This window comes from Chromohalobacter canadensis (assembly GCF_029544075.1).
In the GTDB taxonomy this organism is placed as follows: Bacteria; Pseudomonadota; Gammaproteobacteria; order Pseudomonadales; family Halomonadaceae; genus Chromohalobacter; species Chromohalobacter canadensis_A.
The window spans coordinates 659,841-683,407 of sequence record NZ_JAJQJH010000001.1; the positions used below are offsets into that span (position 1 = coordinate 659,841).

Here is a 23,567-nt window from a genome sequence, read left to right on the forward strand (position 1 = left end):
CATGGATATGTTTCGATTCGCTGGGGGTGATTGAATGGCGTCTTCACGAAGGGCGAAGTTTTCCGGTTTCATGCCGCCGCACGTGCTCGATCGAATCGCGCTGCAGGGTACCGAGCGCCAGCGGCGTTGTGCTCAGCAGACGTTGCAGGCCGACCAGTGGTTCCGTCTACGCGCCTCGCCGCCGCCAGTGCGCGACGCGGCGCGGGCCGTCGCCGGGCGGGCCGACCGCCGCATCCATTCCGCCGACCACGAACAGACGCTGCCCGGCCGTCTGGTGCGGGAAGAAGGCCAGGCCGCGCATGGGGATGCGGCCGTCGACGAGGCCTATGAGTGGCTGGGTGCGACCTACCGGTTCTACTGGGAGGTCTTCGGGCGCGACTCCATCGACGATCGAGGCATGCCGCTGATCGGCAGCGTGCATTACGGCCGCGATTACGACAACGCCTTCTGGAACGGTGCGCAGATGGTCTTCGGTGACGGCGACGGCGACCTGTTTCGGCGCTTCACGGCGGCGCCGGAAGTCGTCGCGCACGAATTGACTCACGGCGTGATAGAGCGCGATGTCGGCCTGATTTATGCCAATCAGGCCGGGGCGATCAACGAGTCGCTGGCCGATGTGTTCGGGGTGCTGGTCAAGCAGTACCATACAGGTCAATCGCCCCAGGCGGCCGATTGGCTCATCGGCGCGGCGCTATTGACCGACCAGGTGCAAGGTCGGGCGTTACGCTCCATGCAGGCGCCGGGAACGGCATATGATGACCCCGTGTTGGGGCGTGATCCGCAGCCGGGCCACATGCGCGATTTCGTCGACACGCAAGCCGACAATGGTGGCGTGCATATCAATTCAGGTATTCCCAATCGTGCGTTTTACCTTGCCGCGGTGGCCCTCGAGTCACCTGCGTGGGAAAGCGTGGGGCCGGTATGGTACGCAGCGATGCGCGACGCGGGATTGAGTCGAGAAGCGGATTTCGCGGCCTTCGCCGCCCTGACGCTCGATCACGCCGAGCGCCTGCATGGGCTCGAGAGCCGCGAGCACCGCGCGGTGGATGAGGCCTGGCGCGAGGTGGGCGTCATCTCATGAGTGACACCGACGAGCTGCCTGTACTGTCGGGTGATACGCGCCTGGCGGTCACGCGAGAGGGCGGTTTCGCGTATCTACCGGGATTGGCCGCGCCGCGTGAGATCGATTGCGATCAGCTGACGACCTTGCAGTGGGCACACCTAGATGCGGGGTTGCGATCCCTGGCGGCACTGCCCGAGGCGGAGCGTAGCTCGCCCGACGGTCGTTTTTTCCGTCTCACTCTTTCCTCGCGCCGTACCGGGCAGCCACATTGGCAGCGCTGTCTCGACGAGCCGCATGCCCCGGCGTGGCTGGTGCGTCTATGGCGAGACGGTCATACGGCGCTCGATGAGGAGGCGTCTTCACCGTGAGCGGCGGTTGACAGCCATGCGTGCAGCTGTTTAGTTAGCTATATGACGATCTTCGACATGCGACTACTACGTTTAGACCCACGACTTACCATCGGCCTATGAGCCGGCGGATGCCTTGTGCATCGTCACCCTCTCGGTCTAACGAAGCCCAGTCCAAAGAAGAAAATGTCAGCCATGTCGAATACCGCCGCTCTCCCCCCGACCTTCCCGAATGCTTTTCGCCCCGTTGTCGGGCGCTCTTCGGTCCGCGATGAAGATCGCGCGCCGAGGCGCCATGTCGCTGCCGACGCCCCGTGGTGCTTATCCGCTGCGGGGCGTCATCGTGTTTCAGGCCGGGGAAGTGCTTTCCGATTCCTGTAATTTGAACATCGCAGAAGGAGATAACGCCATGATGCTCAAGGATCCCTCCACCAAATACCGCCCCTTCGAGGCCGTCGACCTGCCCGATCGCCAATGGCCGGCGCAGCGGATCACGCATCCGCCCGTGTGGTGCAGCGTGGACATGCGCGACGGCAACCAGGCGCTGATCGATCCTATGGATCTCGAGCGCAAACGGCGCTTCTTTGATCTGTTGGTCAAGACCGGCTTCAAGCAGATCGAGGTCGGCTTCCCCTCGGCCTCGCAGATCGATTTCGACTACGTGCGTGAGCTGATCGAAGACGACGCGATCCCCGATGACGTCACCATCCAGGTTCTTACTCAGGCGCGGCCGCACCTCATCGAGCGCACCTTCGAGGCGTTGGAAGGCGTCAAGCGCGCTATCGTGCACGTCTACAATGCCACCGATCCGGTCTTCCGTCGGGTAGTATTCGGCGTCGATAAGTCACAATGCATCCAGATCGCCAAGGACGCCACGGCGCAGATCAAGGACATGATGGCGGCTCGCCCGCAAACCGACTGGACCTTCCAGTATTCGCCGGAGCTCTTTACCTCGACAGAGCTGGACTTCGCCGTGGACATCGTCGACGCGGTCAGCGAGGTCTACGGACCGACGTCGGCCAAGCCGATGATTGTCAATCTGCCGGCAACCGTGGAAATCGCCACGCCCAACCATTATGCCGACCAGATCGAATGGTTCTGCCGTCACGTCGCGCGGCGCGATAGCCTGGTGGTGAGCGTGCATCCGCACAACGATCGTGGCACCGGCGTGGCGGCGGCTGAGCTGGCGATGATGGCCGGCGCCGATCGCGTAGAAGGCACGCTGTTCGGCAATGGCGAGCGCACCGGCAACGTGGATATCGTCACACTGGCGATGAACATGTACACCCAAGGCGTGCATCCTAAGCTCGACTTTTCCAATATCACGCCGCTGATGCGTGAGGTCGAACACTGCAACCAGCTGCCGGTGCATCCGCGCCATCCCTATGTCGGTGACCTGGTATTCACGGCCTTTGCCGGATCACACCAGGACGCCATCAAGAAGGGCATGGCTGAACGCCGCGACAATCCCGAAAGTCCCTGGGGCGTGCCGTACCTGCCTATCGACCCGCTCGACGTGGGGCGCTCCTACGAGGCGGTGATCCGCGTCAACAGTCAGTCGGGCAAGGGCGGGGTATCCTACCTGCTCGAGCAGGAGCACGGCATCGAGTTGCCGCGTCGCCTGTCCATCGAGTTCAGCCAGGTGGTGCAGACGGTGGCCGAGCGCACCGGGCGCGAGATCACATCAGAAATGATCTATCGCACCTTCGAGGACGAATACCTCACCAGCCGCGATCCTTACGCGCTGATCAATCATCGCTTGAGTTCGGATGACGATAGCCCCCGCGTGCGTCTCGACGCCCAGATCGATGAACAGGGCGAGCGTCGCCATGTCACCGGAGAGGGTAACGGCCCTCTGGCGTCCTTCATCAAGGCTCTGGCGGCGCATGGACTGGATGTCGAGATCATCGACTATCATGAGCATTCGCGCGGCCAGGGTGCCGATGCCGAAGCGGTGGCCTATGTCGAGGTGCGTGTCGAGCAGACGCCGATATTCGGGGTCGGTATCGACGAGAGCATCACTAGCGCTTCCATGAAGGCGGTACTCGGTGCGTTGAACCGTCATTGGCGTACCCAGCAGGCGCCGGCGCCCAACGTCACCGCCGAGACGCTTGGCGAGGCCTGAGGACGCCATGAGCATGCGTCGCCGCGCGATCCTCCTCGGCCTGACGTTCGCGGCGGCGGTACTCGTGTTGGCCGGGGCATTGGCGGTCCTGGCGCCATCGGTTTCGGCACCGTCGGCTGGCGAGGGCGCGCGCTCGGGCGTCGTGACGCTGCGCGAGGCCTACCAGGAGCACCACAGTGGGCTTCAGGTCGAGGCACGCGGCGAGGTGGTGCGCGTGCTGCCGGATGACAATGAAGGTAGCCGCCATCAGCGCTTCATCCTGCGCCTGTCGAGCGGCCAGACCGTACTCATCGCGCACAACATAGATCTGGCGCCCCGGCTCGAGGGGCTGCGCGTTGGGGACACGGTGGGCTTCTTCGGTGAATACGAATGGAACCCTGAGGGCGGTGTCGTGCACTGGACGCATCGCGACCCCGGCGGCGATCATCTCGACGGCTGGTTGGAATATCGCGGGCAGCGCTATCGATGAGTCTTATTTAGATATACACATTCAGACACGCACGTTCGGGCACGAATCCTAAGGAGGTCAGCATGACCGAGAGCACGCCCTTTCAGCGCGCGCAGGCGGCTATGGATGCCGCCCATGCTGAGGATCCTAAGCGCGAGGCGACGGAGGGAGACGGCGAACGGCCCGCCGAGCTGCTCTATGCGCAGCGCATGAGCGACTGGCTGGCGCGGGTCGCTCCGGAGGCCTCGGAACCGTTGCAACTAGCGGTGCGCGCCCAGCATCTGCGGCGCTGGGAAGTACCGCGCGACGACTACCCGCGCGATCGTCCCGGCTATCTAGCCTGGCGACGCGATCTAGGACGCCGCCAAGCGGCGTTGGCCGAGACGATCGTACGCGAGGCAGGTTACGACGAAGCGGCGGTGGAGCATGTCGGTGCCTTGATCCGCAAGGAGAACCTCAAACGTGACGCGGACACCCAAGCGCTGGAAGACACCGCTTGCCTGGTCTTCATGGCGCATTATTTCAGCGATTTCGCACGCGAGCATGATGACGACAAGCTGGTGCGCATCGTTGCCAAGACCTGGCGCAAGATGTCCCCGCGTGGGCACGAGCTGGCATCAGCGCTGACGCTGCCCGAGCGGGAACGCGAGATCGTGGCGCGCGCCCTGTCGGCGTGAGACCGGTTGGTCGTCGGCAACCGTGAGCGACCTAGGCCAGCGGTGTCTTGCTGGCCTCGCCGGGTATCTCGCGTACCAGTCGCGGCATCAAAAAGCCGGCGAGGTGGGTGCGTAGCGTCTCGACCAGCATGACCGCCTCGCTATCGGATACGTCGAAATGCGCGGCCCCGGCGACGGGGTCGAGCACGTGCAAGTAATACGGCAGGATGCCGACCTCGAAAAGCCGCTCGGAAAGTTGGGCGAGGGTGTCGACGTCATCGTTGATGCCGCGCAGTAGCACACTCTGATTGAGCAGGGTGACGCCGGCGCCGCGCAACCGTGCCATGGCCTCAGCGACGTGCGTATCGATCTCGTTGGGGTGATTGATGTGCACGACCATCACGGTCTGCAGCCGTGTGGCCGCCAGCCAGTCGAGCAGGGCGCCATCGACGCGGTCGGGAATCACCACTGGCAGGCGCGTATGCAGACGCAGGCGCTTGAGATGTGGAATGTCCGCAAGGCGTTCGGCCAGCCAGGCCAGGCGCCGGTCCGGCGAGGCCAGCGGATCGCCACCGGAGAAAATGGCCTCGTTGATCGAAGTGTCCTGACGCAGGTAGTCGAGCGTGGATTCCCACTGCGCGCGCGAGGGTGAATTCTCGGCGTAGGGGAAGTGCCGGCGAAAGCAGTAGCGACAATTGATTGCGCAGGCCGGGCTGGCGATCAGCAACACGCGGTTGCGATACTTGTGGATCAATCCTGGACGCGGGCGATGCTCGGCTTCCTCAAGCGGGTCACCGACGAAACCGGCGACAGGCTCGCTCTCCCGGTCGAGGGGCAGCACCTGGCGTAGCAAGGGGTCGTCCGGATCGCCATGACGAATGCGCGATAGATAGGCATGAGGCACGCGTACCGGAAACAGGTCATGCCCCTGCTCGGCGCCCGGCAACCAGGCCGGATCGAGCCCCAGGTGCCGACATAGTGCGTGCGGGTCGCGCACCGCGTCGCTCAGTTGAGCTTGCCAGTCCTGGGAGCGCTGACGCGGGGTCAACGTGGCACCTTCGGAGGTGTCTTCACTGGGCACGGCATTCTCGCTCTGCAAAGCGATGGATGTTCGGGTTATCATTGGTGGCTATTTCCTATGGGCCTCGTGATGGCGGTGGTGTCATCCCATGACGAGGCGCATCGAGCAATCTGCGTAGCGCACGCTACGACGCATGCAACTTAGCGAGGCATCATGGCGACGTATTCTACCAATGAATTCAAGGGCGGTCTGAAAGTCATGCTTGACGGGGATCCGTGCAGCATCCTCGAGAACGAGTTCGTCAAGCCAGGCAAGGGCCAGGCATTCAGCCGCGTCAAACTGCGCAACTTGATCACCGGTCGGGTCTGGGACCGGACCTTCAAGTCCGGCGAGTCGCTGGAAGGTGCCGATGTGCTGGAGCTGGATATGGAGTACCTCTACAGCGACGGCGACATGTGGCACTTCATGCGCACTGACGGTTCCTTCGAGCAGTACGCGGTCGACAAGAAGGCCATCGGCGATGTCGAGAAATGGCTCAAGGAGCAGGTCGTCTACACCGTGACATTGTGGAACGACAACGCCATCGCCGTCTCGCCGCCCAACTTCATCGAGCTGGAAGTGGTCGAAACCGACCCCGGCCTCAAGGGCGACACCGCACAGGGCGGCTCCAAGCCGGCCACGCTGTCCTCCGGCGCGGTGGTGCGTGTGCCGCTGTTCATCAACGAAGGCGAAGTGCTCAAGGTCGATACGCGTAACGGCGAATACGTCTCGCGGGCCTGACCCGGGCTTCGGGCTTAGCCGTCGTGGGAGCGAATTTATTCGCGATAGAGGTCGCTACAGGTCTATCGGGAACAAGTTCCCTCCCACAGGGCTTCGAGCAGAGATTGTTGCTGGATTTGGCCACGCTTCGGCGTGGCTTTGTCGTTTCTAAAGGAGCGTTTGATGACCACCGACTGGCGACCCTCGGCGAGTATCGAGACGCTGCGCGAGCGGGCGCGGCTATTGGCACGTGTGCGAGCGTTTTTCGCCGAGCGTGATGTGCTGGAGGTGGAAACCCCGATGCTGGGCCATGGTGGCAGCACCGATCCGCACCTGGCGAGCCTGTCTCTGGAGGCCACGACCCCGGCTGGGCGCGAACGGTTGTGGCTGCAGACCTCGCCGGAATTCCACATGAAGCGCTTGCTGGCGGCGGGGAGCGGGCCGGTCTTTCAACTGGCGCGCAGTTTCCGCGACGGTGAGGTGGGGCGTCGCCACAATCTCGAGTTCACCATGCTCGAATGGTATCGGCCAGGCGACACGCTGGATGAGTTGATCGCCGAGACCCAGGCGTTGATTCGCTACGTGCTGGGGCGCGACCCCGGGCCGTGTCGGCAATGCCGCTATCGCGAGCTGTTTCGCACTCAGGTGGGGCTCGATCCCTTCACTGCGTCGCTGACGACATTATGTCAGGCTGCCGAGCGCGAGACCGGCATGGACCTGCACGATGCCGAGCGGGATGCGTGCCTGGACGCACTGATGGCCTTTGCCATCGAACCGCATCTCGGCCAAGAGGGGCTGGAGGTCGTCGTCGATTATCCAGCCAGTCAGGCGGCGCTGGCCCGCAAGCATCGCGATCCCGAAGATGGCGAGGTCGTTGCGGCGCGCTTCGAGGTCTACTGGCAAGGGGTGGAACTGGCCAATGGCTACGATGAACTCACCGATGCCGAGGAGCAGGCCGCGCGCTTTGTCGAGGATAATCGAGAACGCCAGCGGCTAGGGCGCGGCGAGGTGGATGCCGATGTCCGCCTGTTGGCGGCGCTCGAGGCGGGCATGCCCTCCGGTAGTGGCGTGGCGCTGGGCATGGATCGCTTGATCCAGCTGGCGTTGGGCAAGGCGAGCGTGGCGGAGGTGATGGCGTTTGCCACGCCACGTTGTTAGCGCCGGGCACAGCCTGATGGAACAAGTCGCCAGCCTGACGGAGCAAGTCGCCGCGAGCGCGCTGTAAACCCTCCTTAGGCGCTACTTTTTGCCATCCATGGCAAAAAGATCCTCGCTTCGCCTTGCCCCGCCCGGCGACTCTATCCTGGTCAATGGGCTCAGGAAGCGAGCGATTGCCCCATGCTGACCACCAGGCCGTCGGTGCAGACATCGCGAAACGCGACGTCGTGGCCGAAGCACATCACCACGGTGGAACCGAGTTTGAAGCGACCCATTTCCTGCCCCTTTTCGATCACGATGGGCTCGTCGAAGCGTGTCGTCTGCACGCGGCCGCTGAGTGGCGAGACCTGGCCGGCCCAGACCGTTTCGATGGCGGCTACGATCATCGCGCCCACCAGCACCATCGCCAACGGGCCGTGTTCGGTGTCGAACAGGCAGACCAGACGCTCGTTGCGGGCGAACAGCCCCGGCACGTGGTTGGCGGTGGCTTGATTGACCGAGAATAACCGCCCTGGCACATAGACCATTTCGCGTAGGGTCCCAGTGACGGGCATGTGCACGCGGTGGTAGTCGCGCGGCGACAGATAGACGGTGGCGAAGCTGCCATCCCGGAACGGCGCGGCGCGGTGGGTATCGCCCCCCAGCAAGGCGGTCAGGGAATAGGTGTGCCCCTTGGCCTGGACGAGGGAGCCGTTGTCGATGGAACCGAACTGCGACAGCGTGCCATCGGCGGGGGAGACGATGCCCTCGCCGATAGGCCGGACATCCGCGCGCAACGCGCGGGTGAAGAAGTCGTTGAAACAGGCGTAGGCCTCGGGATCGCTGTCGACGGCCTGGCTCATGTCGACGTCGAAGGCACGAATGAAACGCCGAATAGCCCAGTCCTTGAGCCATGGCGTGCGGCTCTCAGCAAGCTTGCCCACCCCACGCGAGATCAGGTGGTGGGGAAGGGGGTGTTGAATTCTGGCGAAGAGTTCGTCGCGATCCACGGGCATATCCACGGCAAGGTCGAAAGGCATGACACGATAGGGGCGTGGCGTCATGGACGCAATAGCTCCCGGCATGCGCGCATCGCACAAGGATGGGCGCGGGGCTTACTTCTCTATCGGCGTATCGTCGCGGTTGCCCCATTCCTGCCATGAGCCGGGGTAGGCGCGCATCTTCTCGAAGCCCAGGGCCTTGCCCACCAGCCAGGTGAAGCCGCTGCGGTGGTGGCTCTGGCAGTGGGTGACTATCTCCATGTCCGGCGTCAGGCCTTTCGCCTCGAGTTCGGCGATGAGTTCGGCGTAATCGCGCAAACGTAGGTGGCGTTCAGGGTCCATAGCATCCGTCCACTCGAAATTGACGGCGCCGGGGATATGTCCCATATGGGCGTTCTTGCCTTTTTCGCCGCGATATTCGTCCGGCGAGCGAGCATCCCAGACCGCGAGCTCACGTTCATCCAGGCGGTCGATGAGTTCTTCGCGGCGGATCTGGGTCTGGGGGTGATGGATAGTCGCCTGGTAATCGCTGGGCGTGGGCGTGCTTGGTTCGCGCTCGACGCGTTGCCCATCGGCGCGCCAGGCATGAATGCCGCCGTTGAGATAGGAATACCGGGTGTGGCCGATGAGCTCCAGTGTCCATAGCAGGCGTCCAGCCCAGCCGCCGCCTTCATCGTCATAGGCGACGACGTGCGTGTCGCGAGTCAGGCCGAGTTCGGAAAACAGCTTGGATAGCGCCTCTTCGTCAGGGACGTCGTTGGGCACCGTGCCGCTGCCGACGAGCAGGCGACGATGATCGAGAAACACCGCGCCGGGTACGTGGCCGTCGGTGTAGCTGTCGGCCTTGAGCGGTACATCGACGATCAATAGTTCGGGGGCGCCGAGATGCTCGGCGAGCTGCTCGGGCTCGACGATCAGCGGCAGCAGGTTGTCTTCGGAACTCATGGTCTTCTCCCGCGTAGACGTGAGGCGCGTGAATGCTTGTTAGATCATGGCACAGGGGAGGTGCTTTTTGCAGCCATGGCGTGGTCAGAGACTGATCAGGCAAGGCCGGGGGGATGAGTATGGGAGGCGAGATTGGCTATACTGCGCGACGTCTCATCCCAACCCAACCTGTGTGGAGAACGCGACGTGTTCGAACGACTTTTCGGCATCCGGGCCCAGGGGAGCACCCCGCGCACCGAGATCCTGGCGGGGATTGCGACCTTTTTGGCTTCGATGTACATCATCGTCGTCAATCCGACGGTGCTCAGTGATGCCGGCGTACCCTTTTCCAGTGCTCTGACAGCCACCGTGCTGGTCAGTTTCTTCGGCAGTGTGATGATGGGGTTTTACGCCAAGAACCCGATCCTAGTGGCGCCTGGCATGGGCATCAACGCGTTGTTCGCCTACACCATGGTGCTGGGGGCGGGCATGGAATGGCAGACCGCGCTGGGCTGCGTGTTCTGGGCCGGGGTCATTTTTGCGTTGCTGGCGGCGTTCAATGCGCGTCAGTTGGTGATCGATGCGATCCCGGCGCAATTGCGTTATGCCATCGCCTGCGGCATCGGTCTATTCATCACCACCATCGGTTTGGTCAACGCACAGTTCATCGTCCCCAATCCGGTCACCGTGGTGGGTATGGCCTCGCTCGACCCGGTGCTGGTGACGTTTCTCATCGGCTTCGCGGTTACCGCCTGGCTGGTGGTGCGTAACGTGCCCGGCGCGCTGATTCTGGGTATTGTTTTCACTACATTGGCTAGCGTGCCGATCGGCCGTTGGTGGGGTGATGGTAGCCGTTACTTTCCCGAGGACATGGCGTCGTCGACGCTGGTTAACTTCAACGGTGTCTTCTCGATGCCGGATCTCAGCGGTCTGATGGCACTCGATCTATGGGGTTCGCTGTCGGTGGCGTACTGGCCGTTCATCTTCGTGCTGCTGTTCACGACTTTTTTCGACGCGCTTTCTACCTTCATGGGGGTTTCCGAGGCGGGCAACCTGAAAGATGCCGATGGCAACCCGCGCAACATTCGGCGCTCGATGATCGTCGATGCCAGTGCGGCGCTGATCTCCGGTCCGCTGGGAACCAGCCCGGCCAATGCCTATGTGGAATCCGCTGCGGGGATCAGTCAGGGCGGCCGCACGGGGCTCGTCGCGGTGGTGGTGGCGGTGCTGTTCCTGCCGTTTCTGTTCCTCTCGCCGCTATTGTCATTGGTGCCGGCGATCGCCACGGCGCCAGCCCTGATTCTGGTCGGCGTGTTCATGATGGACCCCATCCGCAAGATCCACTGGCACCAATTCGACGACGCCATCCCGGCCTTCGTCGCCATGGTGCTGATTCCCTTTACCTATTCGATCACGCACGGGATCGCTTTCGGCTTTTTAACGTTCGTAATCGTCAAGCTGGCGGTGGGCAAGACCGAGGAAATCAAGCCCACTATGTGGGTGTTGTTCGCGCTTTCGCTGTTGCTGCTGCTCGAAGGCTGAGACGCATCAGCGCGGCAGCGTCGCGTGGCGCTCCATCCTTTTCAGGAAGACGTCCATCACCCGCGCATAGAGCGCGGCGCCCAGGTGGGCGTCCTCTACTCCAGCATCCAGATTGGGATTGTCGTTGACCTCGATGACCACGACACGCTCGCCGATCTGCTTGAGATCGACGCCATAGAGCCCGTCGCCGATCAGGCGCGTCGCCTTCAGTGCGGCCTTGATTACCGCTTTGGGAACCTCCGAGGGAGGATGCGTGGTGAAGCCGCCGCTGCGTACCCTCGGGCGTGAGTGGTCGTAGATCTGCCAATGCCCGCGCGCCATGTAATAGCGGCTGGCAAACAGCACCTCGCCATCCAGGATGCCGACCCGCCAGTCGAAATCGGTGGGCAGCCATTCCTGCAGCAACAGCAAGGCGGACGAAGCGAATAGACGTGAGGCTTCCTGCCTGAGTTCGTCGAGCGAGTTGATCTTGACCACGCCCTTCGAAAAGGCGCCGTCGGGAATCTTGAGCACCATGGGAAATTCGAGCTCGGCAATCTTGGACGGCAGGTTCGCCAGATCGTCGCGGCTGAGCAATAGTCCCTCGGGTGCGGGAACGCCGCGTGTCGCGAGCAATGCGTGCAGGTAGACTTTGTTAGTGCAGCGCAATATCGATTGCGGGTCGTCGATTACTATCAGGCCTTCGTACTCGGCGCGCTTGGCCATGCGGTAGGTGTGATGGTCGAGGCGAGTGGTCTCGCGGATGAACAGCGCATCGAACTCGGCCAGACGGCCTTCGTCCTTGCGGGTGATCAAGCTGACGTCGATGCCGCGCTGACGTCCGGCCCGGATGAATTGCTTGAGCGCGCTCTTGTTGCTGGGTGGCAGGGCTTCTTCCGGGTCGATGAGAATCGCCAGATCGAAACGGTAACGGCGCCGTGCCTTGGGCGTGCGCCAGACTTTGCGCGAGTGGCGGTTCAGGGCGGCCGCGAAACGGTCCTGCGCGCCGCCCTGCAAGGACGTGAGCGCCAGAGGCTTGAGCCGGGTCAAGCGCCATGTTCCATGACGCTTCTGGAACTTGGCTCCCAGCAAGGGGCACGGCAGGCGCTCGAAGAGGCGTCGCGCCAAGCGGCCGAGTCCGTCGTGCTCGCATTCGCCGAACAAAACCGTCAAATGAAGCGTCTCACCATCGAGCGCGCCACGTCTTTCGAGGTCGCGCATCATGGGTTCGAGTGATTCGAGTTGCAGATCGATCAATGCCTTGCGCGACAATTGATTGAGCGTCTCCACCGATGGCAGGACGCGTTGGCCGCGGGCTTGGGCAAGCAGCGACACGTAATAGCCGGTTTCCAGATAATCGAGACCGCGGCATAGGTTGATGACGTGCGTCGCGTCGCGTGTCTTGTCCGGTGTCGCCGACGCCTGGGCCAGGAAGTCGGCAGCACTGATCAGATCTTCGGTGGGGTAATAGGGTGACCAGTCGTCGAGGCGGTCGACGACGATACGCAAGCGGGACATAGACCTTCCTTATGAAGGAAAAACGTCAATCGACCTTGAAAAGTCGTGTCTAGCATGGGCAGCGAGCCGCATCTCGACAATAGCCTCGCCTTGAAATAATTTCTATACACGATTTGCTTCACCCTGTTCGCGTGACCCCGGAGACATTCGCATGTCCTGTTCCCTGCGCGCCGCTACCGTTACTGACCTGGATGCGCTCTGTCATCTCGAGTCGATATGTTTCGATGGCGACCGCTTTACACGCCGTCAACTGGCCTATCTATTGGCGCGTGCCAACGCTTATACGCTCGTTGCGTATGCTACGCCGGGTAACGAGGTTGTCGGTTATGCCACGCTGCTTTTCCGGCGCAACAGTCGTGTGACGCGGCTTTATTCGTTCTGTGTAGCCCCGCAAGCGCGCGGTGGCGGAGTAGGGCGCGCGTTGCTCGAGGCGCTTGAGCGTGAGGCTAGGCGGCGAGATATGACGCGCCTGCAGTTGGAGGTTCGCGCCGACAATCGCGTTGCGTTGGGGCTGTATCGGCGCATGGGATTTTCCGTGCTGCGCTGGCTCGACGATTATTATGTCGATGGCTGTGCGGCCTGGCAGATGAGCAAGGTACTGAGCGATTCGACGCTTGAAGAATGTTCCGCCATATCGAGTGACGCCGTGGGCAAGCGTGCGCGAGGTTCATGCTAGAATCGCGCCCGATTTTACCCGAGTGAGGAAAGTGTCATGCCATCTTTCGATATCGTCTCCGAGTTCGACAAGCACGAGGCCAGCAACGCCGTCGATCAAGCCAATCGCGAGATCCAGACCCGATTCGATTTTCGGGGCGTGACCGCGAGCTTCGCCCTGGAGGGTGAGACGGTAACTCTTGAAGCCGAGGTGGATTTTCAGCTCAAGCAGATGCTCGACGTGCTGCGCAACAAGCTCATCGCCCGTGGCATCGATGCCCGCTGCATGGAGGTCAAGGACCCCGTTACCAGCGGCGTACGCGCCCACCAGGACGTAGTGCTGAAGCAAGGCCTTGAACAGCCGGAGTGCAAGGACATCGTCAAGCGCTTGAAGGAAGCCAAGCTCAAGGTGCAGGCACAGATCCAGGGTGACAAGGTGCGCGTTACCAGCAAAAAGCGCGATGAACTGCAGCAGGCAATCGCCTTGTTGAAGAGCGATGCCGGTCCCGAACTGGCTCTGCAGTACACAAATTTTCGCGATTGAAGGGAATTCGTCCCACTACCTTGATACGTATCATCCTTGTGGTCGGCTAGCGTTGCCACCCACGCCTGCGCGCTCGATCCTGTCGCTAAAACAACCGCAACGACACAAATAAAACGAGCGACAGGAGAACGAAGATGTTTGATCTGGGACGCGGCTTCCTTGCCACGGTCGAGCGGCGTCCGCACGCCGTTGCGATCAGTGATGGACGGACACAAAAGACCTACGCGCAGTGGTATGCGGACATCCAGAGCGTGGCACGCCACCTCCGACGGCTGGGGCTCGGTAAAGGGGACCGGCTGGTGATGTCCATGCACAATCGCTGGCAGTTGGCCACTCTGTACTGGGCCTGTCAGTTTGCGGGGATCATTGCCACGCCGGTGAACTGGCGTTCTACAACGCTGGATATTCGTTACTACTTGAAGAACTCGGGTGCCAAGGCCATCGCCCATGACGATGCGGCCGCCGAGGCGGTGCAGGCGTGTGTCGAGGCGCATCAAGTACTGCGCATCGTGGTCGGTGACGTAACGCCTCCGGGTGCGATTGCCTTCGATTCACTGCTCGGCATGGACGGTGAGACGTTGTTGATGGCAACGCCCGACGATTACTCGATGATGCTCTATACCTCGGGGACCACCGGCAGGCCCAAGGGAGTGCCGCGTCGGCATCGTGTCGAGCGGGCCGCAACGGTCGCGTACGTCGCCCAGAATCTGTATCGCCATGATGAGACCATGTTGGGCGTGATGCCGCTTTACCACGCTACGGGCGTACGCGCGCTCCAGGCGATGGCGATGGTTGATGGGCGCTTCGTGTGTATTCCCAAGTTTGAGCCGGAGGCGACACTCGAAGCCATCGAGCGTGAACGAGTCACTAGCCTCAACTTGGTGCCGACCCTCTACCACATGCTGCTTGAAGCGCCGGGATTCGCCCCCCATAGGGTTGCCAGCATCGACAAGATCGGATTTGCTGGCGCCCCCATGAGTGCGGGATTGATTGCGCGCGTCGAGGTGGCTTTCCAACCCAGCTTGTTCGTCAACCAGTATGGTTGTTCGGAACTCTATGCTTTGACGGTCGACCAGCATGCCAACCATAAACCTGGCTCGTCGGGACGCGCGGCGCTCAACCAGCGGTTGCGGGTGATCAAGATCGGAGCTACGTCGCCGGAGATGTGTGTGTCTCCAGGTACTGAAGGCGAAGTCATCGCCGATATGAGCGGGGACGAGGCATTCGAGGGCTACTGGCAGTGCCCCGAGGCGGACAGCAAAGCCCTGATAGAGGGGTGGTACTTCACCGGTGACACGGGGTATTTCGATGACGATGGGGATTTGTTCGTCACCGGGCGCGTCGACGACCTGATTAATTCCGGAGGCGAGAACATCAGCCCGCTGGAAATCGAAAATGTGCTGTCGCTGCATCCGCAGGTCGAGGAAGTTGCGGTGGTGGGGCTTCCCGACGATAAGTGGGGGCAAGTGGTGACGGCGTTCATCAAGGCACGTAGCGCCGTCGATGAGCGGGAACTCGGGCGTTATTGCCTGGACGCTGGACTGACGCGCTTCAAGTGTCCGCGCGGCTATCGCTTCATCGAGGAACTGCCCAAGTCGCCGGTGGGCAAGGTCTTGCGTCGCATGCTGCGTGTACCGCCGACCGTGATGCCCGATGTGCAGGGCGCGCCGTCCCGGCAGGCTAACGCTACCATGGGATAATGCCGCATGCGGGAGGAGGGTGCGCGGGCCATATGACTGAGTGCTGAGGAGATCGCTGTCTTGGTCTTGGCCCCTTGCTTTGCGCTAGAATGAATGCACGTGTCCAGTCCTTGGCGATAATCGCCTCGATAGTAAGGGACGATTTCTCTGGATACGCGATTCGGGCTTCAATGCAAGAGGTGGCGTCGGGCTTCGCCATGCCTGCCAGCGATCTAGCGTGAAGTTCGGCGTTTCCCTCTATCACGGCAAGGTGGCGCGGCGCATGTACGATATACGCAAGCTATTGTTCATCTGCTTGGCTGGCGTCAGCTTCTCTCTGGGCGTGATCGGTTTGTTCCTGCCGATCATGCCCACGACCTGTTTCATGCTGGTGGCGGTCTGGGCGGCCTCGAAAAGCTCACCGCGTTTCGCCAACTGGATTCGTCGTCATCCGCGCTTTGGTCCCTCCATTCTCGCCTGGGAGCGCGAACGCGCCATTCCCCGTCACGCCAAATGGATGGCGTGCGTCATGCTGGCTGTCTCGATGGGCGTGATCGCCTTCACGGTCGATTCACTCGTGCTGCGTGTGGCGTTGATCATTGGTTTGATGGGGATCGCGGTGTGGATTTTGACCCGCCCGACACCGTCGCTGAGGCGTTGCCCGGTCTTGTCTTCTTTCGAGGAGTCTTCCTCCAGCCAGCGCCAAGAGTCTCGCTGAGAGCGCGATGAAGCGCGGCATTGACCGCACTTTTGAGCCGACTCCACCGGACGCCGTACAATGCTCGGCATGTGCTTCGCGTTTTGCGCGCGAGGCGATGTCTTGGGGGCGAGTGCACACCCCGATCTCAAGGAGCGTCGATCAATGTCCGAACCGCAAGCGACCCATCTCAAGGATTACCTGCCGCCCGCTTATCGGGTGACGCATACCGAGCTGAAATTTGACCTGGCCCCCTCGGCGACCACCGTAACGGCACGTCTGCATGTCGAGCGCCATCCTGAGCGCGAGGCGGGGCTTCCGCTACGTTTCGCCGGTGACAAACTGTCGTTGGTGCGCATTGCCGTGGATGGTCAGGAGCTGGAATCCGACGAGTATGAGGTCGATGACGCAGGCCTGACCATCGCCAGCGTGCCGGAGCGCTTTTTGCTGGATACCGAGGTGTCGATCGACCCAGCCGCCAATACCGCCCTCGAGGGGCTCTATGTTTCCAGCGGCATGTTCTGCACTCAGTGCGAACCGGAAGGCTTTCGCCGCATCACCTTTTATCCCGACCGCCCGGATGTCATGGCGACCTTCTCCACCACGGTGGTGGGCGACAAGGCCGAGGCGCCGGTGCTCCTCTCCAACGGCAATCCAGTTGAAAGCGGCGAGTTGCCGGGAGGCCGGCATTTCGTGACCTGGGAAGATCCTCATCCCAAGCCGAGTTATCTGTTTGCCCTGGTGGCGGGCAAGCTCGAGAAGGTCGAGGACCGCTTCACGACCATGAGCGGACGCGATGTCACGCTGCAGATTTGGGTCGAGCCGGAAAATCTCGACAAGACCGACCATGCCATGTCGTCGCTCAAGCGTGCCATGCGCTGGGATGAAGAGACCTACGGCCGTGAATACGATCTCGACCGCTTCATGATCGTCGCCGTCAACGACTTCAACATGGGCGCCATGGAGAACAAGGGGCTCAATATCTTTAACTCGGCGGCGGTGCTTACGCACCCGCAGACCGCTACCGATGCGGCCTTCCAGCGGGTGGAAGGCATCGTTGCCCATGAGTACTTCCATAACTGGTCGGGCAATCGCGTGACTTGCCGCGACTGGTTTCAGCTCTCGCTGAAGGAAGGCTTTACCGTCTTTCGCGATCAGAGCTTTTCCGCCGACGTCAATTCAGCGCCGGTCAAACGCATCGAAGACGTTTCGTTCTTCCGCACCGCGCAGTTCGCCGAAGACGCTGGTCCGACAGCGCATCCCGTGCGTCCCGATCATTACATCGAGATCTCCAACTTCTACACCCTGACGATTTACGAGAAGGGCGCCGAGATCGTGCGCATGCTGCGTCATCTCCTCGGTTGGGAGACGTTCCGTCAGGGCTCGGATCTGTACTTCGCGCGCTTCGACGGCCAGGCCGTGACCATCGAGGATTTTGTCGACTGCATGGCGGAAGTCTCGGGGCTCGATTTGAGCCAGTTCATGCGCTGGTATTCCCAGGCGGGCACGCCGGAGATCGACGCCCATGGCGAATACGACTACGCCAAGTGCGAGTATCATCTGCGGCTTTCGCAGCGCACACCGCCCACCCCCGGCCAGGCGGAGAAGCAACCGCTGCACATTCCGGTACGCATGGGGCTGGTGGGTACCAAGTCCGGGAACGACATGGCATTGACGCTGGACGGTGAACCGTTGGGCCATGAGACGGTGCTGCATCTGCGCGACACTGAACAGACGTATGTCTTCACCGACATCGACGAGGCGCCGACGCCGTCACTGTTGCGCGGTTTCTCGGCGCCGGTCTACCTGCGCTATCCGTATTCGCGCGAGGAGCTGTCGTTCCTGCTCACCCATGACGCGGACGATTTCAACCGCTGGGACGCGGGGCAGCGGCTGACAATGTTGGCCCTCGATGATCTCATCGCCGCGCATCGCAATGGGGTTGAAAAGGTCATGGATAGCCGTGTCATCGATGCGTATCGGCGCCTTTTGACCACCGAGACCGACGACAAGGCGGTGCTCGCCGAGATGCTAACGCTGCCCTCAGAGGCTTACATCGCCGAGCAGCAGCCGATGGTCGATGTGGATGCCATCCACGCCGCGCGAGTCTTTGTCAAGCAGTCGCTTGCCACGGCCTTGCGTGACGAATTCCTGGCCATGCATGAAGCCCACCGCAGCGATGAGCCCTACGCGCCGGAGCCGGATCAGATCGCGCGGCGTCGGGTGAAGAATGTGGCGCTCGAATACCTGATGAGCATCGAGGATGACGAGGGCGTGGCACTGGCCGAGGCGCAGGTCGACGCCGAGGACAACATGACCGATGTGCGTGCCGCCTTGACGATGCTGGTGCACAGCTCGCGCAGTGACATTGCCGAGCCGGCGCTCAAGGCGTTCGGCGAGAAGTGGGCGCATGATCCGCTGGTAATGAATCAGTGGTTCACCATCCAGGTCACGCGCCCGCAGGAGGATGTGCTGGAACGCGTCAAATACTTGATGGCGCATCCGTTGTTCTCGCTCAAGAACCCCAACAAGGTGCGCGCGCTGATCGGTGCCTTCGCGGCGCAGAACCGCGTCAACTTCCATCGTCTCGACGGTGAAGGTTATCGCCTACTGGCGGATGTGGTGATCGAGCTCAACAGCCTCAATCCTGAGATCGCCGCGCGCATCATTACGCCGTTGACGCGTTGGCAGCGTTTCGACGAGCAGCGTCAGGCGCTGATGAAAGCCGAGCTCGAGCGCATCCGTGCCGAGGACCTCTCGCCCAACGTTTATGAGATGGTCGAGCGCGCACTGGCCGAGGCCTGATGGCCGACATCGCATGAGTGCGACGCTAAAACGCCGCTGCCCAGGCAGCGGCGTTTTCATGTAGGGCCGTTGCAGCCAAACGCTTCAACGAATGAGCCAGCCGAGTACCAGCAAGCCAAGAAACAGCCATACGATACCGCCGACGAAGGCGCGCCGGGCAAGTGCACGAATCCCTTTGTAGAGCATCCACACACCGATGATCAGCACGATCAGGTTGATGAGCGAGGGATCTACGCCCAGCGAGCGGGCGAGGCCGTCGAAGAAACGGTCGATCGCTACCCACAATCCTGCGAATAGCGTGGAGAGAGCGTCGACGACAACGCGCAAGGCATCACCGAGGAACTCGCCGAGCCAGTGGAAGAATCTGTCGATCTGCATGTCACATCCTTTTTGTGAGCGTGCTTAGGTGAGCGTCTCGTCCTTGTGCTGTCGAGCGCATGGTTGTGGGTCCGTCATTCTAAGCGGCAAGGCGCCAGGATGGCAGGGGCGCCTTGGGAAGAGGTGGCCTTTATGCTTTTCTTCTTGCATGCTGAAGGAGTCATGCATTGGCTGGCGGCCATAGGCGATGCAAGTTTATGGCGCCCTAGCCGATAACTAGAGGGCGTAAAGCGCATTCATTCACTTGAAGGGAGAAGCTTCATGGATTCATCCGTGAACGCAGCCGTGGGAACTGCGATGGCGTTGCAACAGCATAACGCCGATCAGCAGTCTCAGATGGGCCTGCTCAAGGAGTCGCTCAACAATCAGGCGTCACACGTGTCGCAACTGATGGAAGCGGTTTCCCCCCAGCAGTCTCTGGCGACGACCGGCACCGTGGGTACGCAGGTCAATACCTACGCCTGAGCCTAGGATAGGCTGGTCAAGAATGCCGTGGCGCCAAGCGTCGCGGCATTCTTTGTCAGGCCATGCCCAAGTCAGGAAGCCTTAGTCCGCGTCATGGGCTCATGATGTGCAACCCGCCGTTGATTACGGGGCCATGGCTTGTTGCAAGGGACATGCTGGTGTCGTCGAGCCTTCACACCGTATCAGGCTATTTGTCCCCCTTGTAGCGTGCCACGGTCTCCTTGGCAGCCTGTCGCAACAGGCTGATGTCGATGCCCACAGCGATGAAATCGAATCCCCAGTCGGCATAGCGTTTGGCGTCTTCCTCGACGGGGGCCAGGATGCCGGCGGCCTTTCCGGCGGCGTGGGTTGCGTCCAGGGTGTGTCGAATCATCGCCTGGACCTCGGGATGATTGGGGTTGCCGATATGCCCGATGTCGGTGGATAGGTCGAAGGGGCCGACGAACACGGCGTCGACGCCAGGGGTGGCGGCAATGGCCTCGGCGTTGTCGACTCCGCTGCGGGATTCCACCTGCACGATCAGGCACAGTTCTTCATGAGCCGTCGCCATGTAGTCTTCTACCTCGCCCCAGCGCGTGGCACGTGTCAGGCCACCGCCGACGCCACGAAACCCCTGTGGTGGGTAACGTGTGGCGGCGACCAACTGGGCTGCCTGCTCGGCGGTGTCGACCATGGGGATCATCAGCGTCTGGGTGCCGATGTCGAGCAGTTGCTTGATCAGGGCGGGGTCATGGTTGACGGCACGCACGACTGGAGCGCAGGGATAGGCGGCAACCGCCTGCAATTGGCCAAGTATTGTGGGTACGGTGTTGGGTGCATGTTCGCCGTCAATCAATAGCCAATCGAAGCCTGTGGTGGCCAGAATCTCCCCAGCGTAGCCAGTGGCGAAACCGGCCCAGCATCCATAGCGGGTATCGCCTGTCAGTGATGCCTTGAAAGGGTTGCGGGGTAATTGCATGCTACGTTTCCTTTTTCGTTAGATGACTATTGCATACAAAAAACGTAACAGGCTTTCGACGAATCAACCATTGCACCAGTGTCTACATCGCCCTCCGCCGCAGGAACTCTACCACCGCGCGGGTGGCCGGGCTCATGTGCCGGTTGCGGTAATAGTAGGCGAAGACCCCGCGATGGCGGGGAGCCCACTCCTCCAGGACGGGCAGCAGCAAGCCGTCGTCGATCATCGGCTGCAGTCGGTGCTCGAGCCACATGGCAATGCCGATCCCATCCATCGCCGCGCGCACGGCCGCACTGCGATCATTGAAGATCATCGGTCCTTGCACGGCGATCGACAGGGGAATGCCGTCCTTCTCGAACTCCCAGGCATAGGGCTCGCCATCGACCTGCTTGCGCCAATTGAGACAGGCGTGATGCGCCAATTCCTGCGGATGAGAGGGCAGCCCATGCGCCGCGGCATAGCTGGGCGAAGCCACCGCCAACTGGCGCAGGTCCGGTCCGACCGGCACGGCGACCGTATCGGGGTGGAGGTATTCGCCTAGCCGGAACCCTAAATCATAGCGCTCGCTCACGATGTCGACACAAACCTCCTCAAGATGGATGTCGAGCAGGATATGCGGGTAGGTCCTGTGAAGATCCGCGAGGCAGGGCGCGATGACGTCGTCGTAAGCATCGCGCGAGATCACGATACGCACGGTGCCCGCAGGCGACTGCCGATGTTCCAGGAGATCCTGCGTAGCGGCGTCGATCTCATCAAAGGCGCCTTGGAGCCGTGACTTCAGCGCGTTGCCTTGGTCCGTCAGCGAGACACTGCGCGTGGTGCGGTGCAGTAGCTGCACGCCGACGCGCGCCTCCAGCCGCCGGATTATTGCGCTCATCGCCGAAGCGCTGACGCCTAGGGTACGCGCTCCACCGACAAAGCTGCCAGCTTCTGCCACGCAAAGAAAGGCGTCATAGTCCCGGATCAGATCTGAGCGCATGGATTATCCATTCGAGATGCATAGTTCATGAAAGTTCGTGCGTATTTTATCCTGCTGTGCCGTCATTATATTAGGTGCTGCCAGACAATCCACAGCAGCAGGATGAATATCATGAGCACTCAAGAGGCAACCAAGGTCGTCCTCGTGACCGGTGCCAACAAGGGCATCGGCTATGAGATCGCACGGCAGATCGGTCAGTCTGACGCCGTCGTGCTGATCGGCGCACGGAATTCCGAACGCGGTCAGGCCGCCGCTCGCGCGCTCGCCGAGGAGGGCATCACAGCTTCCTGGTTGCCGCTGGATGTCACGGATGCGCAGAGCATCGACAACGCGGCGACCCGAATCGCAGAGACGCATGGATGGCTCGACATCCTCGTGAACAATGCGGGCATCGGGGGTGCGGGAGATGGAACGCCCGGCAAGGCTTCGCTCGACGCGGTGCGACAGGTGTTCGAAACGAACTTCTTCGGCGCTCTGGCCGTTTCGCAAGCGATGCTGCCACTGCTCCATCGCGCCGAGGCCGGACGTATCGTTAACCTGTCGAGCAGCCTCGGTTCGCTCAAGCTTAACGGCGATCCCTCCTGGGAAGCCTATGACGTTAAACTGATCGGTTACAATGCGTCGAAGACCGCGCTGAACATGCTGACGGTGCAACTCGCAGCGGAGCTGCGTGACAGCCGTATCACCGTTCAGTCCATCTGCCCCGGGCTCACGGCGACCGATCTAACCGGCCACACGGGCAATCGCCTGCCCGCCGAAGCCGCCATGGCCCCGGCGGGTGCCGCACTTGCCGACAGTGTCCGAACGGGAGGTTTTGCCGATGCACAGGGTGATCTTCCCTGGTGACTGTTTTCGCTGACAGCCTGACATTGACGTCAGGTGGCGATTTTGGACGCATGTGCTGGCTTCCTAAAAAGGGAGTCAGTCCATCAGTCGAGTATGACCTATCAAGGATTCATGCGGGAAAGCTAGTTGGTAGTCAATCCTCCATCGACGGCCAAGATCGACCCAGTAACCCAATGAGCTTGCTCCGACGCCAGAAATACTGCTGCGCCAGAGATATCGTCTGGCTCGCCAATGCGGCCGAGAGGGTAAATCGTCTTGATCATTTCAGAAAATCGCGTTTTTCCGTCTTCGGTAAGCTTCTCAAAATTCGACCGCACCAAGGGCGAATTAACAGTCCCAGGCGCAATAGCGTTGACTCGGACGCCTTTTGAGCCAATCTCATAGGCGAGAGATTTGGTGAAAGCGTTTATGGCTCCTTTGGTCAATGAATATGCCGTCGAGGGTCTCCCCGGCAACATGCGATGTGCAAAATAGGAGGAAATATTTATAACGTTTCCCTTACGCGCTTCAATTGCGTCGAGCAAGAACTGTGTCAGGACATAGGGCGCCTTTACGTTAAGGTTTAGATGTCGATCCAAATCGGTTTCGGCAGTTTCAGTGAATGGAGTGAAGCTTCCAGCGCCAGCGTTATTAACCAGAATATCCACCTCTGACCAGATGGCGAGTATGTTTTGAGCCGTGTTTATAACCTCCTCTATATTTGACAAGTCGGCCGACAAAGTATTGACTTCGGTATTGTATGAAGAAAGAACGCCAGCCGCTTCTCTGAGTTTTTCCTCATTGCGTGAAACCAGTAACAAGCTGGCACCGTTTTGGGCGTATGCTTTAGCAATTCCCAGGCCAATGCCGTCGCTGCCACCCGTAATTACTGCTCTTTTATTTGATAACATTGTTACCTCCTGCATTCAGTTATCTCCGTCATTAAAGAGCGATCTGAAAGAATGGTCTCTATAAGGCCCTCCTTTAGTTTCTAGTGGCCTATAGGTTCCAAATATCAATGAAAGGCTAATCTGGATTGAATCTTGCTACTAGTGCCACTAGG

23 protein-coding genes are annotated in these 23,567 nt (G+C 61.1%); 15 read left to right on the top strand and 8 right to left on the bottom strand.

The genetic code is table 11. From position 1 onward, the window contains the following. Positions 1-34: 34 nt before the first annotated feature. The 5 genes from LUN51_RS03060 to LUN51_RS03080 all read left to right on the top strand — a co-directional run bounded on the left by LUN51_RS03060 (position 35) and on the right by LUN51_RS03080 (position 4,660). Positions 35-1,081, top strand: a complete 1,047-nt coding sequence (locus LUN51_RS03060) for a M4 family metallopeptidase (RefSeq protein ID WP_277810083.1) — start codon at positions 35-37, stop codon at positions 1,079-1,081. Then, positions 1,078-1,431, top strand: coding sequence for a protealysin inhibitor emfourin (locus tag LUN51_RS03065; protein ID WP_277810084.1), 354 nt, complete (start codon positions 1,078-1,080; stop codon positions 1,429-1,431). Before LUN51_RS03060 ends, LUN51_RS03065 begins: the two co-directional genes overlap by 4 nt. Before the next feature lie 388 nt (positions 1,432-1,819). Then, entirely contained in the window at positions 1,820-3,535 is a 1,716-nt protein-coding gene (gene leuA, locus LUN51_RS03070; RefSeq protein WP_277810186.1) for a 2-isopropylmalate synthase, read from the top strand. Positions 3,536-3,542: 7 nt separating this feature from the next. After that, complete coding sequence (locus LUN51_RS03075) at positions 3,543-4,004, top strand: DUF3465 domain-containing protein (protein WP_075368995.1); 462 nt, start codon at positions 3,543-3,545, stop codon at positions 4,002-4,004. A 62-nt stretch (positions 4,005-4,066) separates the two neighbouring features. Next, entirely contained in the window at positions 4,067-4,660 is a 594-nt protein-coding gene (locus LUN51_RS03080; protein ID WP_277810085.1) for a DUF4202 domain-containing protein, read from the top strand. A 31-nt stretch (positions 4,661-4,691) separates the two neighbouring features. On the opposite strand, the gene epmB is transcribed toward LUN51_RS03080, so the two are convergent. After that, positions 4,692-5,762 carry an EF-P beta-lysylation protein EpmB gene (epmB, locus tag LUN51_RS03085; RefSeq protein WP_277810086.1) on the bottom strand — a complete coding sequence of 357 codons (1,071 nt, stop codon included), beginning with the start codon at positions 5,760-5,762 and terminating at the stop codon, positions 4,692-4,694. Between the two features lie 111 nt (positions 5,763-5,873). Here epmB and efp point away from each other — a divergent pair, with 111 nt between their 5' ends. Both efp and epmA read left to right on the top strand, forming a co-directional pair. Continuing rightward, the gene (efp, locus tag LUN51_RS03090) at positions 5,874-6,440 is read left to right on the top strand and encodes an elongation factor P (RefSeq protein WP_040242404.1); all 567 of its coding nucleotides are present in this window, start codon (positions 5,874-5,876) and stop codon (positions 6,438-6,440) included. A gap of 162 nt (positions 6,441-6,602) precedes the next feature. Further along, on the top strand, positions 6,603-7,577 hold the full coding sequence (epmA, locus tag LUN51_RS03095) for an EF-P lysine aminoacylase EpmA (protein ID WP_277810087.1): 975 nt from the start codon (positions 6,603-6,605) through the stop codon (positions 7,575-7,577). A gap of 158 nt (positions 7,578-7,735) precedes the next feature. Here epmA and asd read toward each other — a convergent pair whose 3' ends face one another. Then, the gene (gene asd, locus LUN51_RS03100; protein ID WP_277810187.1) at positions 7,736-8,572 is read right to left on the bottom strand and encodes an archaetidylserine decarboxylase; all 837 of its coding nucleotides are present in this window, start codon (positions 8,570-8,572) and stop codon (positions 7,736-7,738) included. Between the two features lie 99 nt (positions 8,573-8,671). After that, positions 8,672-9,502, bottom strand: coding sequence for a sulfurtransferase (locus tag LUN51_RS03105; protein WP_277810088.1), 831 nt, complete (start codon positions 9,500-9,502; stop codon positions 8,672-8,674). Between the two features lie 186 nt (positions 9,503-9,688). Between LUN51_RS03105 and LUN51_RS03110 the strand changes: the two genes are divergently transcribed. Next, entirely contained in the window at positions 9,689-11,023 is a 1,335-nt protein-coding gene (locus tag LUN51_RS03110) for an NCS2 family permease (RefSeq protein WP_277810089.1), read from the top strand. A 6-nt stretch (positions 11,024-11,029) separates the two neighbouring features. On the opposite strand, the gene LUN51_RS03115 is transcribed toward LUN51_RS03110, so the two are convergent. Further along, complete coding sequence (locus LUN51_RS03115) at positions 11,030-12,520, bottom strand: RimK family protein (protein ID WP_277810090.1); 1,491 nt, start codon at positions 12,518-12,520, stop codon at positions 11,030-11,032. A 151-nt stretch (positions 12,521-12,671) separates the two neighbouring features. On the opposite strand from LUN51_RS03115, the gene LUN51_RS03120 reads away from it, so the two are divergent. From LUN51_RS03120 to pepN, 5 genes are all read left to right on the top strand, one after another. Beyond that, positions 12,672-13,196, top strand: coding sequence for a GNAT family N-acetyltransferase (locus LUN51_RS03120; RefSeq protein ID WP_277810091.1), 525 nt, complete (start codon positions 12,672-12,674; stop codon positions 13,194-13,196). 36 nt (positions 13,197-13,232) lie between these two features. Beyond that, positions 13,233-13,718, top strand: a complete 486-nt coding sequence (locus tag LUN51_RS03125) for a YajQ family cyclic di-GMP-binding protein (RefSeq protein ID WP_277810092.1) — start codon at positions 13,233-13,235, stop codon at positions 13,716-13,718. A gap of 134 nt (positions 13,719-13,852) precedes the next feature. Continuing rightward, positions 13,853-15,418: an AMP-binding protein gene (locus LUN51_RS03130; RefSeq protein ID WP_277810093.1), complete on the top strand. Its 1,566-nt coding sequence runs from the start codon at positions 13,853-13,855 to the stop codon at positions 15,416-15,418. 262 nt (positions 15,419-15,680) lie between these two features. Further along, positions 15,681-16,115, top strand: coding sequence for a YbaN family protein (locus tag LUN51_RS03135; protein ID WP_277810094.1), 435 nt, complete (start codon positions 15,681-15,683; stop codon positions 16,113-16,115). Positions 16,116-16,259: 144 nt separating this feature from the next. After that, positions 16,260-18,899: an aminopeptidase N gene (gene pepN / locus LUN51_RS03140; protein WP_277810095.1), complete on the top strand. Its 2,640-nt coding sequence runs from the start codon at positions 16,260-16,262 to the stop codon at positions 18,897-18,899. 84 nt (positions 18,900-18,983) lie between these two features. Here pepN and LUN51_RS03145 read toward each other — a convergent pair whose 3' ends face one another. Next, complete coding sequence (locus LUN51_RS03145; protein WP_277810096.1) at positions 18,984-19,277, bottom strand: hypothetical protein; 294 nt, start codon at positions 19,275-19,277, stop codon at positions 18,984-18,986. Between the two features lie 261 nt (positions 19,278-19,538). Between LUN51_RS03145 and LUN51_RS03150 the strand changes: the two genes are divergently transcribed. Then, entirely contained in the window at positions 19,539-19,742 is a 204-nt protein-coding gene (locus tag LUN51_RS03150; protein ID WP_246974648.1) for a putative motility protein, read from the top strand. A gap of 187 nt (positions 19,743-19,929) precedes the next feature. Here LUN51_RS03150 and LUN51_RS03155 read toward each other — a convergent pair whose 3' ends face one another. Both LUN51_RS03155 and LUN51_RS03160 read right to left on the bottom strand, forming a co-directional pair. Beyond that, entirely contained in the window at positions 19,930-20,700 is a 771-nt protein-coding gene (locus LUN51_RS03155; RefSeq protein ID WP_277810097.1) for an HpcH/HpaI aldolase family protein, read from the bottom strand. Between the two features lie 82 nt (positions 20,701-20,782). Next, the gene (locus tag LUN51_RS03160; protein ID WP_277810098.1) at positions 20,783-21,679 is read right to left on the bottom strand and encodes a LysR family transcriptional regulator; all 897 of its coding nucleotides are present in this window, start codon (positions 21,677-21,679) and stop codon (positions 20,783-20,785) included. 111 nt (positions 21,680-21,790) lie between these two features. Here LUN51_RS03160 and LUN51_RS03165 point away from each other — a divergent pair, with 111 nt between their 5' ends. After that, a complete protein-coding gene (locus LUN51_RS03165) occupies positions 21,791-22,525 on the top strand; it encodes an SDR family NAD(P)-dependent oxidoreductase (protein WP_277810099.1) in 735 nt (244 codons plus the stop codon). A gap of 122 nt (positions 22,526-22,647) precedes the next feature. On the opposite strand, the gene LUN51_RS03170 is transcribed toward LUN51_RS03165, so the two are convergent. Further along, positions 22,648-23,430 carry an SDR family NAD(P)-dependent oxidoreductase gene (locus tag LUN51_RS03170; RefSeq protein ID WP_277810100.1) on the bottom strand — a complete coding sequence of 261 codons (783 nt, stop codon included), beginning with the start codon at positions 23,428-23,430 and terminating at the stop codon, positions 22,648-22,650. Positions 23,431-23,567: the final 137 nt, after the last annotated feature.

Coding starts and splice junctions, on each gene's coding strand:
- LUN51_RS03060 (WP_277810083.1), top strand. CDS start 35: ATGGCGTCTTCACGAAGGGCGAAGTTTTCCGGTTTCATGCCGCCGCAC.
- LUN51_RS03065 (WP_277810084.1), top strand. CDS start 1,078: ATGAGTGACACCGACGAGCTGCCTGTACTGTCGGGTGATACGCGCCTG.
- leuA (WP_277810186.1), top strand. CDS start 1,820: ATGATGCTCAAGGATCCCTCCACCAAATACCGCCCCTTCGAGGCCGTC.
- LUN51_RS03075 (WP_075368995.1), top strand. CDS start 3,543: ATGAGCATGCGTCGCCGCGCGATCCTCCTCGGCCTGACGTTCGCGGCG.
- LUN51_RS03080 (WP_277810085.1), top strand. CDS start 4,067: ATGACCGAGAGCACGCCCTTTCAGCGCGCGCAGGCGGCTATGGATGCC.
- epmB (WP_277810086.1), bottom strand. CDS start 5,762: ATGATAACCCGAACATCCATCGCTTTGCAGAGCGAGAATGCCGTGCCC.
- efp (WP_040242404.1), top strand. CDS start 5,874: ATGGCGACGTATTCTACCAATGAATTCAAGGGCGGTCTGAAAGTCATG.
- epmA (WP_277810087.1), top strand. CDS start 6,603: ATGACCACCGACTGGCGACCCTCGGCGAGTATCGAGACGCTGCGCGAG.
- asd (WP_277810187.1), bottom strand. CDS start 8,572: ATGCCCGTGGATCGCGACGAACTCTTCGCCAGAATTCAACACCCCCTT.
- LUN51_RS03105 (WP_277810088.1), bottom strand. CDS start 9,502: ATGAGTTCCGAAGACAACCTGCTGCCGCTGATCGTCGAGCCCGAGCAG.
- LUN51_RS03115 (WP_277810090.1), bottom strand. CDS start 12,520: ATGTCCCGCTTGCGTATCGTCGTCGACCGCCTCGACGACTGGTCACCC.
- LUN51_RS03120 (WP_277810091.1), top strand. CDS start 12,672: ATGTCCTGTTCCCTGCGCGCCGCTACCGTTACTGACCTGGATGCGCTC.
- LUN51_RS03125 (WP_277810092.1), top strand. CDS start 13,233: ATGCCATCTTTCGATATCGTCTCCGAGTTCGACAAGCACGAGGCCAGC.
- LUN51_RS03130 (WP_277810093.1), top strand. CDS start 13,853: ATGTTTGATCTGGGACGCGGCTTCCTTGCCACGGTCGAGCGGCGTCCG.
- LUN51_RS03135 (WP_277810094.1), top strand. CDS start 15,681: ATGTACGATATACGCAAGCTATTGTTCATCTGCTTGGCTGGCGTCAGC.
- pepN (WP_277810095.1), top strand. CDS start 16,260: ATGTCCGAACCGCAAGCGACCCATCTCAAGGATTACCTGCCGCCCGCT.
- LUN51_RS03145 (WP_277810096.1), bottom strand. CDS start 19,277: ATGCAGATCGACAGATTCTTCCACTGGCTCGGCGAGTTCCTCGGTGAT.
- LUN51_RS03150 (WP_246974648.1), top strand. CDS start 19,539: ATGGATTCATCCGTGAACGCAGCCGTGGGAACTGCGATGGCGTTGCAA.
- LUN51_RS03155 (WP_277810097.1), bottom strand. CDS start 20,700: ATGCAATTACCCCGCAACCCTTTCAAGGCATCACTGACAGGCGATACC.
- LUN51_RS03160 (WP_277810098.1), bottom strand. CDS start 21,679: ATGCGCTCAGATCTGATCCGGGACTATGACGCCTTTCTTTGCGTGGCA.
- LUN51_RS03165 (WP_277810099.1), top strand. CDS start 21,791: ATGAGCACTCAAGAGGCAACCAAGGTCGTCCTCGTGACCGGTGCCAAC.
- LUN51_RS03170 (WP_277810100.1), bottom strand. CDS start 23,430: ATGCAGGAGGTAACAATGTTATCAAATAAAAGAGCAGTAATTACGGGT.